The sequence below is a fragment of the Streptomyces sp. NPDC005820 genome (genome assembly GCF_040630255.1).
In the GTDB taxonomy this organism is placed as follows: Bacteria; Actinomycetota; Actinomycetes; order Streptomycetales; family Streptomycetaceae; genus Streptomyces.
The window spans coordinates 105,490-121,326 of record NZ_JBEXXE010000018.1 but is presented as its reverse complement, the minus strand read 5'-3'; the positions used below and the strand labels follow the sequence as shown (position 1 = coordinate 121,326).

General features: G+C 70.8%; 15 protein-coding genes and 1 tRNA gene. 2 read left to right on the top strand and 14 right to left on the bottom strand.

Annotated features, from left to right (window positions below; genetic code table 11):
- Window positions 1-110: 110 nt before the first annotated feature.
- The 7 genes from ABZ464_RS22955 to ABZ464_RS22925 all read right to left on the bottom strand — a co-directional run bounded on the left by ABZ464_RS22955 (window position 111) and on the right by ABZ464_RS22925 (window position 4,314).
- Window positions 111-183, bottom strand: a tRNA-Ala gene (locus ABZ464_RS22955).
- A gap of 73 nt (window positions 184-256) precedes the next feature.
- The gene (locus ABZ464_RS22950; RefSeq protein WP_359279485.1) at window positions 257-904 is read right to left on the bottom strand and encodes a histidine phosphatase family protein; all 648 of its coding nucleotides are present in this window, start codon (window positions 902-904) and stop codon (window positions 257-259) included.
- A complete protein-coding gene (rsfS, locus tag ABZ464_RS22945; RefSeq protein ID WP_359279484.1) occupies window positions 901-1,347 on the bottom strand; it encodes a ribosome silencing factor in 447 nt (148 codons plus the stop codon). The genes ABZ464_RS22950 and rsfS overlap by 4 nt, the downstream gene beginning before the upstream one ends.
- An 81-nt stretch (window positions 1,348-1,428) precedes the next feature.
- Entirely contained in the window at window positions 1,429-3,141 is a 1,713-nt protein-coding gene (locus ABZ464_RS22940; RefSeq protein WP_359279483.1) for an LCP family protein, read from the bottom strand.
- 16 nt (window positions 3,142-3,157) lie between these two features.
- Complete coding sequence (nadD, locus tag ABZ464_RS22935) at window positions 3,158-3,784, bottom strand: nicotinate-nucleotide adenylyltransferase (protein ID WP_359279482.1); 627 nt, start codon at window positions 3,782-3,784, stop codon at window positions 3,158-3,160.
- Window positions 3,785-3,887: 103 nt separating this feature from the next.
- On the bottom strand, window positions 3,888-4,052 hold the full coding sequence (locus ABZ464_RS22930) for a hypothetical protein (RefSeq protein WP_166663481.1): 165 nt from the start codon (window positions 4,050-4,052) through the stop codon (window positions 3,888-3,890).
- Window positions 4,053-4,161: 109 nt separating this feature from the next.
- Complete coding sequence (locus tag ABZ464_RS22925) at window positions 4,162-4,314, bottom strand: hypothetical protein (RefSeq protein WP_359279481.1); 153 nt, start codon at window positions 4,312-4,314, stop codon at window positions 4,162-4,164.
- 144 nt (window positions 4,315-4,458) lie between these two features.
- Between ABZ464_RS22925 and ABZ464_RS22920 the strand changes: the two genes are divergently transcribed.
- Window positions 4,459-5,544: a M48 family metallopeptidase gene (locus ABZ464_RS22920; RefSeq protein ID WP_359279480.1), complete on the top strand. Its 1,086-nt coding sequence runs from the start codon at window positions 4,459-4,461 to the stop codon at window positions 5,542-5,544.
- 109 nt (window positions 5,545-5,653) lie between these two features.
- On the opposite strand, the gene ABZ464_RS22915 is transcribed toward ABZ464_RS22920, so the two are convergent.
- The 5 genes from ABZ464_RS22915 to proB form a co-directional block, all read right to left on the bottom strand.
- Window positions 5,654-6,718 carry a hypothetical protein gene (locus tag ABZ464_RS22915; protein WP_359279479.1) on the bottom strand — a complete coding sequence of 355 codons (1,065 nt, stop codon included), beginning with the start codon at window positions 6,716-6,718 and terminating at the stop codon, window positions 5,654-5,656.
- A gap of 112 nt (window positions 6,719-6,830) precedes the next feature.
- Window positions 6,831-7,394, bottom strand: a complete 564-nt coding sequence (locus ABZ464_RS22910) for a hypothetical protein (protein ID WP_359279478.1) — start codon at window positions 7,392-7,394, stop codon at window positions 6,831-6,833.
- A gap of 109 nt (window positions 7,395-7,503) precedes the next feature.
- Window positions 7,504-8,790, bottom strand: coding sequence for a glutamate-5-semialdehyde dehydrogenase (locus ABZ464_RS22905; protein ID WP_359279477.1), 1,287 nt, complete (start codon window positions 8,788-8,790; stop codon window positions 7,504-7,506).
- A gap of 82 nt (window positions 8,791-8,872) precedes the next feature.
- The gene (locus tag ABZ464_RS22900; protein ID WP_359279552.1) at window positions 8,873-9,319 is read right to left on the bottom strand and encodes a hypothetical protein; all 447 of its coding nucleotides are present in this window, start codon (window positions 9,317-9,319) and stop codon (window positions 8,873-8,875) included.
- Between the two features lie 154 nt (window positions 9,320-9,473).
- Entirely contained in the window at window positions 9,474-10,580 is a 1,107-nt protein-coding gene (proB, locus tag ABZ464_RS22895; protein ID WP_359279551.1) for a glutamate 5-kinase, read from the bottom strand.
- 246 nt (window positions 10,581-10,826) lie between these two features.
- On the opposite strand from proB, the gene ABZ464_RS22890 reads away from it, so the two are divergent.
- Window positions 10,827-12,218: a polysaccharide pyruvyl transferase family protein gene (locus tag ABZ464_RS22890; RefSeq protein ID WP_359279476.1), complete on the top strand. Its 1,392-nt coding sequence runs from the start codon at window positions 10,827-10,829 to the stop codon at window positions 12,216-12,218.
- A 22-nt stretch (window positions 12,219-12,240) separates the two neighbouring features.
- On the opposite strand, the gene ABZ464_RS22885 is transcribed toward ABZ464_RS22890, so the two are convergent.
- The gene (locus tag ABZ464_RS22885; protein WP_359279475.1) at window positions 12,241-13,470 is read right to left on the bottom strand and encodes a glycosyltransferase family 2 protein; all 1,230 of its coding nucleotides are present in this window, start codon (window positions 13,468-13,470) and stop codon (window positions 12,241-12,243) included.
- Between the two features lie 175 nt (window positions 13,471-13,645).
- Window positions 13,646-15,736 carry a hypothetical protein gene (locus tag ABZ464_RS22880; protein ID WP_359279474.1) on the bottom strand — a complete coding sequence of 697 codons (2,091 nt, stop codon included), beginning with the start codon at window positions 15,734-15,736 and terminating at the stop codon, window positions 13,646-13,648.
- Window positions 15,737-15,837: the final 101 nt, after the last annotated feature.

Genomic DNA, 15,837 nt, shown 5'->3' with positions numbered 1-15,837 from the left:
GAGGTATACGCCTGGTGAGGCGGTTCCGACTCAAGTGCGCTTCACTCAGGGGCCGTAGGAACGAGAAGGACCCCGTCCGATCGAGTCGATCGGACGGGGTCCTGTCGCTGTGGAGCTAAGGAGAATTGAACTCCTGACCTCCTGCATGCCATGCAGGCGCTCTACCAACTGAGCTATAGCCCCATCTGTTCTCCCCGCTCCTGCGGGCCGAACAAGAAGAACTTTAGCCTGCGACCTGCCGGAAAGCGAAATCGGCTCAGTCGTCGTCGCCGAGCACCGGTTCCGGCAGCGTGCCGGCGTTGTGCTCGAGCAGGCGCCAGCCGCGGGCGCCCTCGCCGAGGACGGACCAGCAGCAGTTGGAGAGGCCGCCGAGGCTCTCCCAGTGGTGCGCCTCCAGGCCGAGGAGACGGCCGATCGTGGTGCGGATCGTGCCGCCGTGGCTGACGACGACCAGCGTGCCGTCCTCGGGCAGCTTCTCGGCGTGCCGCAGCACCACGGGCGCGGCCCGGTCGGCCACCTCGGTCTCCAGTTCGCCGCCGCCGCGGCGGACCGGCTCGCCGCGCTTCCACGCCGCGTACTCGTCGCCGTGGCGGGCGACGATCTCCTCGTGCGTCAGGCCCTGCCACACGCCCGCGTAGGTCTCGCGCAGGGCCTCGTCATGGGTGATCTCCAGACCGGTGAGCTCGGCCAGCTCGGTGGCGGTGGCCGCCGCGCGGGAGAGATCGGAGGCGACGATGGCGTCCGGCTTGAGGGAGGCCAGCAGCCGGGCGGCGCGGCGGGCCTGGGCCACGCCGGTCTCGGTCAGCTCGACGTCCGTGGTGCCCTGGAAGCGGCGCTCCACGTTCCACGCGGTCTGGCCGTGCCGCCACAGGATGACGCGTCGGCCCCGGCCGGAGGCGGTCACCGCAGTTCCCCGAACTCGGCGGCGTCGTCCTCCTCGGCCCGCAGCTTGGCGTACTCCGCGGCCTTGCCCTTGGTGGCCACGGCGTCCTCGGGGAGCTCCAGCTCGGGGCAGTCCTTCCACAGCCGCTCCAGGGCGTAGAAGACGCGCTCCTCGCTGTGCTGGACGTGGACGACGATGTCGACGTAGTCGAGCAGGACCCAGCGGGCCTCGCGGTCGCCCTCGCGGCGGACCGGCTTGGCGCCGAGCTCCTTCTGCAGCCGCTCCTCGATCTCGTCGACGATCGACTTGACCTGGCGGTCGTTGGGCGCGGAGGCCAGCAGGAAGGCGTCCGTGATCGACAGCACGTCGCTGACGTCGTAGGCGATGATGTCGTGCGCGAGCTTGTCGGCGGCCGCCTGGGCGGCGGCGGTGATGAGCTCGATGGAGCGGTCGGTGGCGGTCACTACGTGGCTTTCCGTCGGCGGTCGTTTGACCTCAAGGGTCTCACGGACCGCCGACGGCCCCCCACGCGATCAGGGGGCGGGCTACGACGAGGGCTCGTAGTCCTGGCCGAGGACGACCGACACGTTCGCGTTCCCGGAGACCTTTCCCTTCTTCACGGTGCCGGCGGGCAGGCCCAGGGTCTTGGCGACCTCGGTGGCGTTCTCCTTGTCGGCGGCGTCCGCGTACAGCACCTGGGAGGTGGGCTGCGTGGCCGAGGCCGTGCCGCCGTCCAGGAAGGTGAAGCCGCCGTTGAGGAGCACCACGCGCGCGTCCTCGGTGTCGGCCTTGGTGCCGCCGGCGTTCCGCACGGAGACACTGACCGCCGCGTCCTTGTCGGGGCTCTTCGCGGTGCCGCCGAGGACGTCCTTGACGACGCTCGCGCTGTCCTCGGCGCTGAGCGTGCCGTCCGCCTGGACCGGCAGCAGGGCGGTCTTGTAGTCGCCGCCCTTGGCGAGGTCGGAGAGCTTGGCGAGGAAGGTGCCGAGGTCCTTGTCGGTGAGCGAGGGGTCCAGGATCTGCGCGAGCGTCTGCACGGTGGTCGTCGCGGCCGACGCGTCGGAGGAGACCTTGCGCAGGACGCCCTGCATGACCTGGCCGAACCGCTCCAGCTGGGCGTTCTGGGCCTCGCCGGAGGCGCGGTAGGTGGCGTAGGCGACGGCCATCTTGCCGCTGAGGGTCTGGTCCTCGCCCTTGTTGACGAGGGGCGCCTGGCCCTTCTTCTTGGCGGCCGGGTCGGGGACGTCGGTGTCGGTGTCGACCTCGATGTTGCCGACGAGGTCGACGAGGTTCTGCAGATAGGGGGTGTCCAGCCGCCAGGTGCCCTCGATGTCGGTGCCGAGGACGGTGTCCAGGGCGTCCCGGGTGCCGTCGGAGCCGTCGTCGTCGACGGACTTGGCGAGGGTCGTGGTGGTGCCGTCCGTGTCGGTGAGGACGAGGGAGTTGGGCAGCAGGACGGTGGTGCCCCGCTTGGTGGTGGTGTTGTCGACGAGCAGCGCCGTGCTGGTGCCGCCCCCGGAGGTGTTGTGCAGGTGGACGACGACCACGTCGCGCTTCTGGGCGGCGCTCGCGGTGGTGGCGCCGGTCTTGGAGCCGGCGGACGAGGACAGTCCGGGCAGCTTCCCGGCGAACCAGAGGTAGCCCACGCCGCCGACCGCGACGAGGGAGAGGACCACGGCGAGGGCCACGAGCCGGCTGCGGGCGCGGCGCTTGGCCTCCTCGCGGCGCTCGGTGCGGTTCTCGGTGAAGTTCAGCCAGTCGATGACGTCCTCGGAGTCGCCGTCGGGCTCCTCCACGAACGCGAACTGCCCGGTGTGGTACTCCCGTCGGTCCCCCTCGGGGGCCCGGGAACCCTCCTGGCCGCCTGTCTGCGCGTCCCTCTCGTCCTCGGCCGGTCCGGCCTGCTGCGGGATGTACGCGGTCTGCTCGGCGGTACGGGGCTGCTCGGCCCGGAGGTGCTGTCCGCCGGCGACGGTCTGCCCGTAGGGGTCGTACGGGGCCGCGGTACCGGCGTCGTACGGGGCGTAGCCCGGGCCGGTCTGCTGCACCGCGGTGTTGTAGGGGTCGTAGGGGGGCGCCTGCTGACCGCCCTGGGCGTACGGGTCGTACCCGTAGCCCTGCTGGTTCTGCTGCCCCTGCTGCCCGTAGGCGTCGTAGGGCTGCTGCGCGACCTGCCGGTAGATCGGCTGCCCGTACTCGTCGTAGCCGACGAGCTCGTAGGGGTCGCCCCCGTAGCCCGCGTCGTATCGGTCGTTCACCGGTACCCCTCTCGGCTCACTCGCCGCGGTACAGCTCGCGCTTGTCGATGTAACGCACGACTCCGTCCGGCACCATGTACCAGATGGGGTCTCCCTTGGCGACTCTCGCACGGCAGTCCGTCGAGGAGATGGCCAGCGCGGGAACCTCCACGAGGGAGACGCCGCCCTCCGGGAGGCCGGGGTCCGTGAGGTGGTGGCCGGGCCGGGTGACCCCGATGAAGTGCGCCAGGGAGAACAGCTCCTCGCTGTCGCGCCAGGTCAGGATCTGGCCGAGGGCGTCGGCGCCGGTGATGAAGAAGAGGTCGGTGTCGGGGTTGAGGGCCCGCAGGTCGCGCAGGGTGTCCACGGTGTAGGTGGCGCCGCCGCGGTCGATGTCGATACGGCTGACCGAGAACTGGGGGTTCTCGGCGGTCGCGATGACCGTCATCAGATAGCGGTCCTCGGCCGGGGAGACCCGGCGGTGGCTCTTCTGCCAGGGCTCACCGGTCGGGACGAACACGACCTCGTCCAGGTGGAACTGTGCGGCGACCTCGCTGGCCGCCACGAGGTGTCCGTGGTGGATCGGATCGAACGTCCCGCCCATGACGCCCAGGCGGCGCTTGCCCGGGTTCGACGGGCCGGTAGGCATGTCCTGCTCTCCCATGCGTGCAGACCCTACCGGCCCGTCCTGAGGACACCGGCCGACCGATGCCCGAAGTGCACCGGTATCCACCCCGGTATGAACCCCGGTATGAACACGGAGTGCCTCAGCGGTCGCGGTTGAAGCGCGTGGTGACCCAGAGCAGGAGCATCAGGATGATGAACGCGCCACCGCCGGTGAGCAGGGGGTTCAGGCTCTCGTGGTTGCCACCGTGCTCCTCGCCCTCGGCGGCGAGGGTGACCAGCTGGGCAGCGGCGCTGTGAAGGCTCATCTTCGGGACGACCTATCCGGTGTGGGCGGGATAAAGATGTCGGCCCATCGTAAGCGGGGCGCTCGGCGGCGATCACGCCGACTCCGCCAATGGGAACCTTCGCGCGGACTCAGTCGTCCTTCCGCTTGTAGCCCCGCAGTACGAACCACGCGGTGAGCACACAGCCCAGGATCATCACGATCAGTACGACACGGAGAAGGTTCCCCGCCCCCTGCTGCTGGGCGGCCTCGGTCAGCCAGGCGGCCGCGGGGTGCTGCTCCATGGTTCGGGACTCCTTAGGTGTAGTGCCCGTCCACGGTAACTCCGCCTAGGCTGGGCTCTGCTTCGGGGGCGCAAAGGGCCGCACAAGGGTCCGCAAAGGGCGGACCGCACCACGAGGGCCACACAGACGCACATGGGGGAGTACATGTCCGACGACGGCCGCGAGAACAACGGCTCGGAGAACGTGCCGAGCAGGCAGCGCACCCGGTTCCCCGGGATCTCCTCGCGCGCGTACGAGCACCCGGCCGACCGCTCCGCCCTGGTGGCGCTGCGCAAGCTGAGCGGTTTCGACACCGTGTTCAAGGCGCTCAGCGGGCTGCTGCCCGAGCGAAGCCTGAGGCTGCTGTTCCTGTCCGACTCGGTGCGGGTCTCCGACCAGCAGTTCACGCACCTCAACGACATGCTGCGGGACGCCTGCTACATCCTGGACCTGGAGAAGGTCCCGCCGATGTACGTCAACCAGGACCCGCAGCCGAACGCGATGTGCATCGGCCTGGACGAGCCGATCATCGTGGTCACCACCGGGCTCGTCGAGCTGCTCGACGAGGAGGAGATGCGGGCCGTCATCGGACACGAGGTGGGCCACGCCCTGTCCGGACACGCGGTGTACCGCACGATCCTCCTCTTCCTGACGAACCTCGCCATCCGGGTCGCCTGGATCCCGCTCGGCACCGTCGCGATCATGGCGATCGTCACGGCGCTGCGCGAGTGGTTCCGCAAGTCGGAGCTGTCCGCCGACCGGGCCGGTCTCCTAGTCGGCCAGGATCTGCAGGCCTCGATGCGCGGTCTGATGAAGCTGGCCGGCGGCAACCATCTGCACGAGATGAACGTGGACGCGTTCCTGAAGCAGGCGGAGGAGTACGAGGAGGGCGGCGACCTGCGCGACTCCGTCCTGAAGATCCTCAACGTCCTGCCCCGGACGCACCCCTTCGCCACGGTCCGGGCGGCTGAGCTGAAGAAGTGGGCCGAGTCCCGCGACCACCAGCGGATCATGGACGGCCACTACCCGCGGCGCGACGACGACAAGAACACCTCGGTCTCCGACTCCTTCCGCGAGTCCGCCTCCCACTACGCGACCAACATCAAGTCCTCCAAGGACCCCCTGATGAAGCTGGTCACCGACATCGCGGGCGGCGCCGGCGGCCTGGGCGGCCGAGTCCGCCGAGGCTTCGACGGCTTCACGAGCACGCCGGAGGGGAATGAGGAGCCTCCGGCGGAAAGCGCCCAGTAAAAGGGGCGCTGGTCGACGCCGGCAGGGGCCGTCACCCTGAGGGGCGCGGGGCTGTGCCGATATGCGGCTCCGCCGCGTGGGCGCGACCGGCCCCCGCCGGCCCGCGGCCTCAGAACTTCGGCTCAGCCCCGGCGGCAAGCGTCCCGCACAATGCCGCGCCGCCCGTCGCGAACGGATCGGTTCCGGGCGGTCGGCCCACCGCGGTCCGGCCGGCCAGCAACGGCCGCAGCTGGTTCGTGGAGTCCTCCGCGCAGGACAGCGGCCCCGCCTGCACGGTCGCCGAGACGATCTGCGTCTGGCGGGTCCGCAGATCCTCCCGGTCGAACCGGAACAGCAGCTCACGGCGGACGGTGAACAGGGAGGCCGGCGCCTTGGCGTCGGCCCCGGCCGGCCGCAGCGCGTACACGAAGGTGTGCTCCGCGGTGACCTCGAGCGTCGCCGAGTCGGTCTCGACGGCCGTCAGCGTGCCCTGGACCCGGACCTTGCGGTCGGCCAGCTCCGTCCGGGCGGAATCGAAGCGCACCAGCCAGCCGGTCGGCGCGTGCCGCCCGTCGGCGGCCGGATGGCTGAAGCTCTCGTCGAACTGGTCGAGCTGCTCGGCGTCGATCAGCCCGCGCACCGGCTGCACCGCCTGCCCGGTGAGCACCTCCGGATAGAGGGAGGAGCGCACCAGGTACTCCTTGGCGGTGGTCAGGGCGGTGACGACCTGGCTGTCGGAGAAGTGCGCGGTGCGCCGGGCGGCCGGCAGCGGGATCCCCTCGGCGCCGACGCGGAACTGCGCGGCGGGGCTGTGGGCGAACAGCGACCCGGTGTCGGCGGTGCCGGGCACCACCCCCTGCGGGGCCAGCGGGACGACGGTCATCCGCAGGGGTTCCACGGCCCGGCGGGTGGCGGAGCTCTGGTACGGGTTGCGTACGCCCATGTAGATCGCGGTGCCGAAGGCGACGGCGATCAGCAGGACCAGGATCAGTGCCTGCCGGGACAGACCGCGGTGCAGGGGCGGGCGGCGGCGTACGGCGGGCGCGTGGTCGGCCATGCGCTCCAGGGCCGAGTACTCCTGGAGCCGGGCAGCGCGGACGAACGATTCGTCGAAGACGACGGATCGGTACTCGTCCTCTCCACCTCCGGGAGCGCCCTCGGGTGTCCCCTCCGGTGGGTTGCCAGGCCCGCCCATACTTTCAGGGTAGGTCGCGCGGGGCTCGGGTAAACGCCCCGCTGCGCGACAAGTTCTGACAGGTTCTCACCAGGTTCGACCCGGGCGGGCGGGTGCCGCACGGGGCGGGTCCTCAGGGCGTGCGGGGTACCACCGAGGCCGGTGGCCGGGAGTAGCCCGTGGAGGCGGAGGGCGGCGCCGCGCTGCCCTGTTCCAGTCCGGTCGAGGCGGGCGGCGGCACCTGGTCCCGGCTGCTGGAGGAGGAGCCCCGGTAGACCGCCGCGAAGGCCAGCGCGACCATGCCGACGCCCATGACGACGGCGAGCATCCAGGCGACGGGACGGTGCCAGCGGACCTGTTTGCCGTACGGTCCGAAGGGGCCGTGACGGCCGTCCGGGTCGTCGTCGTCCAGGTCGTCGAAGTCCGGATCATGGCCGAAATCGCCGGGTCCGTACACGTCGTCGTAGCGGTCGCCGCGCGCGCGAGCACGGTGGGCTTCGGCCTCGGAGGCCTCGGCTCTCGCCTCGGCGGCGGCCAGGAGGCGCTCCACGGCGGACGGCTCGTGCACCACGGCCGCCCGTACGAAGGCCTCGTCGAAGACCACGGAGGCGAACTCTTCGTCCGACACCCCGCGGTCGTGGTCGTCGTCGGGCTCCCAGCCGTCAGGGAACGGCGTGCCCCCCACGTCCTCCGGCACGGATCCAGAGTAGACCTGGGGGTTCGGTTTGGGCAGACGGTGGGGAAATTCGTCCGCCGGATGAGACGCCTCTCACGGTGGTGCGGAGGCGTCCCGTCGGGGCGGTGCGTCAGCGCCGTACGTGTCCGTCGCCCGTGACGATGTACTTGGTGCTGGTCAGCTCCGGCAGGCCCATCGGGCCCCGGGCGTGCAGCTTCTGGGTGGAGATGCCGATCTCCGCGCCGAAGCCGAACTGGCCGCCGTCGGTGAACCGGGTGGAGGCGTTCACGGCGACCGTGGTGGAGTCGACCAGCCGGGTGAAGCGGCGGGCCGCCTGCTGCGAGGTGGTGACGATCGCCTCGGTGTGGCCGGAGGTCCACAGCCGGATGTGCTCGACGGCCTTGTCGAGGGAGTCGACGACGGCGGCGGCGATGTCGTAGGAGAGGTACTCGGTCTCCCAGTCCTCGGCGGTGGCCTCCACGACCTTCGCCCGGGAGTCCTTGGCGTACGCCATGACCCGGTCGTCGGCGTGGACGGTGACCCCGGCCTCGGCGAGGGCGTCCAGGGCGCGGGGCAGGAACTCGGCGGCGATGTCCTGGTGGACCAGGAGGGTCTCGGCGGAGTTGCAGACGCTGACCCGCTGGGCCTTGGAGTTGATCAGGATGTCGATCGCCATGTCGAGGTCGGCCTGCGCGTCGACGTAGACGTGGCAGTTGCCGGTGCCGGTCTCGATGACGGGGACCTTGGACTCCATGACCACGGTCTGGATCAGGGAGGCGCCGCCGCGCGGGATGAGGACGTCGACCAGGCCGCGGGCGCGCATCAGCTCGTGCACGGACTCCCGGCCCTCGCCGGGCACCAGCTGGACGGCGTCGGCGGGCAGCCCGGCGCCGCCGACGGCGTCCCGCAGGACGCGGACGAGGGCGGTGTTGGACTCGTACGCGGAGGCGGAGCCGCGCAGGAGGACCGCGTTGCCGGACTTCAGGCAGAGCGCGGCGGCGTCCACCGTCACGTTCGGGCGGGCCTCGTAGATGATGCCGACGACACCCAGCGGGACGCGGACCTGGCGCAGGTCGATGCCGTTGGGGAGGGTGGAGCCGCGGACGACCTCGCCGACCGGGTCGGGCAGCGCGACGACGTCCCGCACGTCGGAGGCGATGGCCCGCACCCGCTCCGGGGTGAGGGTCAGCCGGTCGATGACGGACTCGGCGGTGCCGGCCTCGCGGGCCTTGGCGATGTCCTTGGCGTTGGCCTCGACGATCTCGCTCGTACGGACCTCCAGCGCGTCGGCGATGGCGAGCAGCGCGTCGTCCTTGGCGGCCCGGGGCAGTGGCGCGAGGTCGGCGGCGGCGGCCTTGGCGCGGTAGGCGGCCTGGGTGACCGGGGACATGGCGTCGTACGGGGAGAGCGTGGTCATACGGGAAGGGTAGTGCGCCGGGTGGAGGGGGCCATGGTCGTTCCATGGGCCGTCCCAGGAACCGAGACGGGCCGGACGGGGGTCAGAAGGGGTGGACGCCGACCGGGCGGGCCGGTGCCGGGCCGTAGCCCTCGGCGATGCGCTGGTGGTAGGTCTCCCGGTCGATCACCTCGAGGCCGACGATCTCCCAGGGCGGCAGCTGGGAGGTGCGCCGGTGCTCACCCCACAGGCGCAGCGCGACGGCGGCGGCGTCGTGGAGGTCGCGGGCCTCCTCCCAGTAGCGGATCTCCGCGTGATCGCCCGCATAGCGGCTGGTCAGGAGGAAGGGATGGTCGTGCGCGAGTTGTTCGAGCGCGCGCCGGACCTCCCCCAGCGGTGCCTCCTCGCCGGAGACGCTGAGGGTGACGTGCCAGAGCCGGGGCAGGTCGGCGGGTCCCTCGTACCGCTCCCCCGCCGCCACGCTGGTCAGCGCGCGTTCCTCGCCGGACGCGCCGGTACTCCCACGGGCCGCTGCCACCCCAGGGCGCACTCGTCTCACGACGGTCTCCTTCCGCAGCGCTCGTGTGGCTGGTCTCCCTGAGACAAAGTTGAGCAGGCCGCACGGCTCCTTGGGGCGGTTTCACGGAACGTCCCCCACCGGTACGGACCGTTCGGGGCCCTCCGCAGACAGCCGTTCGACGGCCTCAGGGGTGGAGGATCACCAGGTCGTCGCGGTGGACGACCTCCCGCTCGTACTCCGCGCCGAGCTCGCGCGCCAGCTCGCGGGTGGACCGCCCGATCAGCCGGGGGATCTCCCTGGCGTCGAAGTTGACGAGGCCGCGGGCCACCGCGTGTCCGGCGGTGTCGCGCAGTTCGACGGGGTCGCCCGCGCTGAAGTCGCCCTCGACGCCGGCGATCCCGGCCGGCAGCAGCGAGGTGCGCCGCTCCACGACCGCGCGGACCGCGCCGTCGTCCAGGGTGAGCGAGCCCTGCGGGGTGGAGGCGTGCTGGAGCCACAGGAGCCGTTCGGCGGAGCGCTTGCCGGTGGGGTGGAAGTAGGTGCCGGTGTCGCCGCCGGCGAGGGCGTCGGCGGCGTGCACGGCGCTGGTGAGGACCACGGGGATGCCGGCGCCGGTGGCGATCCGGGCGGCCTCGACCTTGGTGACCATGCCGCCGGTGCCGACGCCCGCCTTGCCGGCGCTGCCGATCTCGACGTGCGCGAGGTCCTCGGGGCCGCGCACCTCGGCGATCCGGGAGGTGCCCGGCCTGCTGGGGTCGCCGTCGTAGACGCCGTCCACGTCGGAGAGGAGCACCAGCAGGTCGGCGTGGACGAGGTGGGCGACGAGCGCGGCGAGGCGGTCGTTGTCACCGAAGCGGATCTCGTCGGTGGCGACGGTGTCGTTCTCGTTGACGATGGGGAACGCGCCCATCGCGAGCAGTTTGTCGAGGGTGCGCGAGGCGTTGCGGTGGTGGGCGCGGCGGCTCATGTCGTCGCTGGTCAGCAGGACCTGGCCGACGCGGACGGCGTAGCGGGCGAAGGAGGCGGTGTAGCGGGCGACGAGGAGGCCCTGGCCGACGCTGGCGGCGGCCTGCTGGCGGGCCAGGTCCTTGGGGCGGCGGCGCAGTCCCAGCGGGGCGAGGCCGGCGGCGATGGCGCCGGAGGAAACGAGGACAATCTCACGTTCACCGCCGCTGCGGCTCTTGGCGAGGACGTCGACGAGGGCGTCCACCCGGTCGGCGTCCAGTCCCCCGGCGGCCGTGGTCAGCGACGAGGAGCCCACCTTGACGACGATCCTGCGGGCCTCGCCCACGGCCTGCCTTGCCCCTGCCACCTTGTTCTTCGTCCCCTCGCGCTGCCGTTCCGAGCCCTGCCGGGCCTTCTCGCAATCTACGCGAACGCACCCCGGGGCCGCGCGCGAGTACCAGTCCCCGGACGGTCCGCCTGCGTAACCGTTTGCTCACTCTTTGCGTAGGGCAAAAAAGCTGCGTTGGTTCCACATGGAATCTGAAGGGAATACAAATTTATTTTGAAGTTTGTGTCACCTACAGTTCGCCCTGTGAAGCGCATACTCCTCAGGTCGGGGAAGAGCCCCTTCGACGTGGTCCCCGTCGAGGAAGCCCTCCACCGCGACGTCTTTGCCACCAACTCCGGCAACCTGATCTTCAGTGACGCCACGCACAAGATCCTCACGGTGCCCGGCAGCGCGGAGGTGGTGTCCAACGGCATCGCGACCCAGGTCAGCGCGGCCGGCCAGATCAACGAGGAGTACGACGCGTTCGTCGTACCGCTGGCCAACGCCTTCCGGCCGACGTTCGAGGCCCCGCTCCAGCGGCTGACCCAGCTGATCTCGAAGCTGAAGATCCCCGTCGTGGTGGTGGGCGTCGGCGCGCAGGCCGGGCTGGACAACGATCCGGCGCGGCTGAAGTCCATGGAGTCCACCGTGCGGGACTTCGTCTCCGCGGTGCTGGACCACAGCGCGTCCATCGGGGTGCGGGGCGAGTTCACCGCGAAGTACCTCACCGACATGGGCTTCAGGGACGTCGAGATCATCGGCTGCCCGTCGCTGTTCATGCACGGCGACCGGCTCGAGGTGACCAAGCGGGTGGCGGCCATCACCCCCGAGTCGAGGATCTCGACCAACGGCTCGCACACCGCGGTGCGCGGGGGCCTGAGCAAGATCCTCAAACGGGCCCATGAGCGCTATCCCCACCTGCGCTACATCGGACAGAACCTCACCGACGCCCGTCAGCTGCACTGGCGTGACGTCGACTCGCCGGTCGGCCGGATCCGTGAGATGCCGACCCACCCCGACCACCCGATGTACCGGGAGGACAAGGTCCGGATGTACATCGACCCGGTCACCTGGATCGACGACCTCAAGGAGTTCGACTACTCGTTCGGCTCGCGCATCCACGGCAACATCGCGGCCCTGCTGGCTGGTACGCCGGCCACCGTGCTGGCCTTCGACTCGCGCACGCTGGAGCTGTGCCGCTACTTCGAGATCCCGCACCGGCTGCTCAGCGAGGTGCCCGCGGACCTCGACCCGGCCGAGCTGTACGAGGAGGCCGACTTCGGCGCGCTGACCGGCAACCACCGGGAGCGGTTCGACCGGTTCACCTCGTTCCTCGACAAGAACGGGCTGGAGAACACCTTCACGCACGGCGACGGCGGCAAGGCCTTCGACGAGCAGCTGCGCGCGCTGCGCTTCCCGGCGGGCGTGCGCCCCTGGATCGACGCGGACATCGCCTCACTGACGAGCCGGTTCGGCTGGCTGCAGCAGCGCATCACCGAACTGGACACCCACAACGCGCAGTTGAAGCGGGAGCTGGCGAAGTCCCGGGCGGGGGCGAAGGCGGCCGCCAAGGCCGCGGCCGCGTCCATCCCCACGCCCTCGATCTACCGCCGTGCGCGCCGCGTGATGGGCCGGGCCCTGAAGCCGGCCAAGTAGCGGCGCGCGCCCGCACCGTCGCTCAGGCGTGCACCCGGCCGCGCGGCCCGCTCACCCGCTTCTTCAGCCGTCCGAGCTTGCGCCGCACCTTGCGGGTCGCACCGCGCAGGAAGGTCTCGGCCGGGGTCTGACGCCAGCCCGGGTAGGCCTTGGCCTCGCGCGGTTCGGCGAGGTAGACGCGGTCGGGGACGCCCTCCTTGCGGGAGCGGTAGCCGGGGTAGGCCAGATAGAGCTGGGTGCCGCCCTTCTTCAGGACGGGACGGGGCTCGCTCTTGGCCTTCATGAACTCCAGGACGTCCACCAGGAGGTCCGGGCGCTGCATGGCCAGCAGCTGAAGCCGCAGCCGCTCGTGGACCTTGAGGCGCTGGGCGACGCCCTCGTTCCAGTAGGCGTCCATCAGCGGCTTGGCGAGCTCGAACTTGGTGCGCCGGATCTCCTCGTCCTGCCGGAGGAAGACCGGGCCGAACTGCGGCAGCAGCGTCACGAGGAACGGGCGGACCATGAGCACGTCCCGCTTGGGGCCGGGCGGGAGCATCCGCTCCAGCAGGCCCATCAGGGCGCGCGCGGAGTCGAAGCGGAGCTTGTAACTGCCGCTCTTCGTCACGTGCTTGCCGTCGTCGCGGCCCACCAGGTAGTAGCAGGTGTGGTCGGCGACTATGGAGACGCCGTCGGCCCGCAGATAGGCCTCCATCGTGAACAGCGCGTCCTCGCCGGTCCACAGGGACTCGTCGAAGCGCATGCCGTGACGCTCCAGGAACGCGCGGCGGAACAGCTTCTGCGCGCTCAGCGTGAACTTGATGTTGGAGGAGAACACGTCCGTACGGTCGCGGTTCTTGCCCCACATCGACTTGGGCGCGTTGCGGTTGACGCCCTCGACCTTGCCGAGGACGACGTCGGTGCCGTTGCGGTCGGCCATGGCGACCATGCGCTCCAGCGCCTCGGTGCCGAGCCGGTCGTCGGCGTCGAGGAAGAACACGTACCGCCCGGTGGCCTTGGCCAGGCCGACGTTGCGCGGGCCGCTGGGGCCGCCTGAGTTCTCCTGGCGGATCACCGTGACGGCCATGGGGGCGCGGGCGGCGAACTCCTCCAGGTAGTCCCCGGTGCCGTCCTTCGAGCCGTCGTCGACGGCGACGACCTCGATCCGCGCCGGGTCCAGCGTCTGTGCCTCGACCGACGCCAGGCATTCGACGAGGTACGGCATCGCTTCGTACGCCCCGATGATCACCGTGACGTCAGGCTGTGCGAGAGTCACTTCTCCCTCTCATCACGCAACGGTTCCCCCTATGCAATATTCCAGCTACCCGATAGACGGTTGGCTGGGTGAACGGGTTGTCCCGGCGCCCGAAGGTGTCCCACATCACAGAATGCCGAAGGGCCCGGTCCCCGGATGACGTCTCCGGGGACCGGGCCCTGCGCGAGGACGGGCGTCAGCCCGCCGTCACCTCGTTGGTCAGCTCCGCGCCGTCACCGGCCACCGCGCCGGTCGCGCCGTCCGCGGCGGCGGCCCGGGAGGCCTGGCCGACGTTGCGGGCCTCGGCCTTGAGGGCGAGGTCGGCGACGGCGGTGTTGAACTGGGCGAGGGAGGTCGGCTCGTCGGGGCCGAGCAGGTACGCCTTGAGCTCCTTGCGGTCCTCGGCCAGCGCGTCCGCCGCCGGATCGCGCACCGCGTCGAGCAGCTGGTCCAGCTCGGCGGCGGAGTTGGTGAGGATCACGGCCGCGCGCACCGCGGTGTTCTGCCGCCGGAACTCCTCCGCGCCCAGCTCCGCGGAGTCCGTGACCGCGTACGGCTTGCCGCTCGCGATGAAGTCGGAGACCACGCTGGAGATGTCGGAGACCATGGCCTCGGCGGCGTTGAAGCAGTCGTACAGGCGCGGTTCGGTGCCGGTGACCACCCGGTGCTCGAAGTCGGGGAAGGACCGCCAGTAGGCGTCGTTCCAGTCGGCGCGCAGCCGGGCCGCCTCCTCGTGCTTGCGCATGTCGACGATGCCGTCGCGGCTGGTCACCGCTTCGTCGGCCTTCTCGTCGAAGGCGAGCGAGAGGGAGTCGAGACGGGCCTTGAGGCGGGTCAGCTCGGTCTTCGCCGCGGCCTGGGCCGCCGCGTCGCCGTGGAAGCGGGAGTCGCCGGCGCGCTGTGCGGCGGCCTTCTTGATCAGGCCGGTGATCCGGCGGTGCGCGGCGCCGGCCGCGGCGCTGCGGGTGCCGGTGAACGGGTGCGGCTTGTACAGGACGCGGACCGGGGGCTCGGCGGCGACCAGCTTCTTCACGATGTTCTCGCCGGCCAGCAGGATCGAGGTGTTGCCCGGGTTGTCGTCCCAGCCCTCCCAGGTGGGCGCGTAGAGGACGGTCGGGATGCGGTCCTTCGGCGCGCCCTCCCAGATCTTGATGGGCGCGAGCTGCGGGCGGCCGACCTCGACGATGTCCTCGTCGCGGATGCCGACGTCGGCGATGGCGTAGCGGTCGCGGCCCGCCCGGCCGGCGGTCCACACCTCGTCGTACACCTTGCTGAACGGGTTGACGCTGGCGAGCTTGTCGCTGTCGCCGTGGCCGATGAAGACGTGCTTCATAGTGGGCACGCGCAGCATGTGGATGTTCTTGCCGACGTTCGCGGCGTACAGCGTGACCCGCACCATGGAGAGGTCCATGTTCATCAGGTGCACCCCCCCGGGCACGCAGATGACGGGGACCGTCGTGGGCGACATCTTCTCCAGGACGGAGCGCTCACGCAGGATGATCAGCGGCCGGCTGTCCAGCTGCTCCATGGTCTCCAGCCACATGTTGACCTGGTAGGCGGACTCCTTGGAGCCGGAGAAGTACAGCACGGTCTCCGGGCGGTACTCGCGCAGCCAGGCGCTCACCGTGGCCAGCACCTTGTCGGGCTTCGGCGGCAGCCGGCGGGCGCGCAGGTGCGGCACCAGCAGGACGACGTACAGCGCGCCGAGGACCAGGGTCACCGCGACGCCCACGTAGCCGGCGAGGTCGACGCCGGTGAGGGCGCAGACGAGCAGGCCGGCCACCGCCGCGAGGTCCAGGTGGAGCATCTTCTGCCCGGCCCGGGACAGCAGCGCGCGCGGCGGGGCGTCCGGGACGGTCAGCCGGGAGGCCACGTCGACGTTGCGGGTCACGACCGGCATCTGGCGGCGCTTGCCGATCAGGGTGACCAGGGCGCCGTGCGGGGCCTGGAGACCGAAGAAGAGCGTGAAGCAGGCGATCGCCGCGTAGAAGACCGGCTCCTCCGACAGGTCGAGCCGGGCCAGCAGCAGGATGAGCAGCAGCTCGCGGACCAGGAACCGGGTGGACAGGCCCGCCCTCACCTTGTTCAGCAGGGTGATGAGGTAGGTGCCCTTGCGGTGGAGATAGAGGTCCGCCAGGTACGTCACGGCGGCCGCGGCGGCGAAGGCGGGGGTGCTCGGGACGAGCGCGGCCAGCATGAGGCAGGGGTAGCCCAGCATCATGAGGACCGCCGCGGCCAGTTCGGCCGCGCTGCCCACCCGGGCCACGCGAATGGCAGTGGATATCACGGAGAAACCTGCTCTGGGAGGGGTGCCGGTCATAGAAGCCTAAAAGTCCGGAAAGTCCTTTGTGAAGGTTTCGGGATTCTTACGCGTCAGGCCTCTGTGAA

Bases quoted from the DNA above. Each gene is read 5' to 3' on its own strand.
- nadD (WP_359279482.1), bottom strand. From the start codon at position 3,784: ATGGGAGAGCAGGACATGCCTACCGGCCCGTCGAACCCGGGCAAGCGC.
- ABZ464_RS22930 (WP_166663481.1), bottom strand. From the start codon at position 4,052: ATGAGCCTTCACAGCGCCGCTGCCCAGCTGGTCACCCTCGCCGCCGAG.
- ABZ464_RS22925 (WP_359279481.1), bottom strand. From the start codon at position 4,314: ATGGAGCAGCACCCCGCGGCCGCCTGGCTGACCGAGGCCGCCCAGCAG.
- ABZ464_RS22920 (WP_359279480.1), top strand. From the start codon at position 4,459: ATGTCCGACGACGGCCGCGAGAACAACGGCTCGGAGAACGTGCCGAGC.
- ABZ464_RS22915 (WP_359279479.1), bottom strand. From the start codon at position 6,718: ATGGGCGGGCCTGGCAACCCACCGGAGGGGACACCCGAGGGCGCTCCC.
- ABZ464_RS22905 (WP_359279477.1), bottom strand. From the start codon at position 8,790: ATGACCACGCTCTCCCCGTACGACGCCATGTCCCCGGTCACCCAGGCC.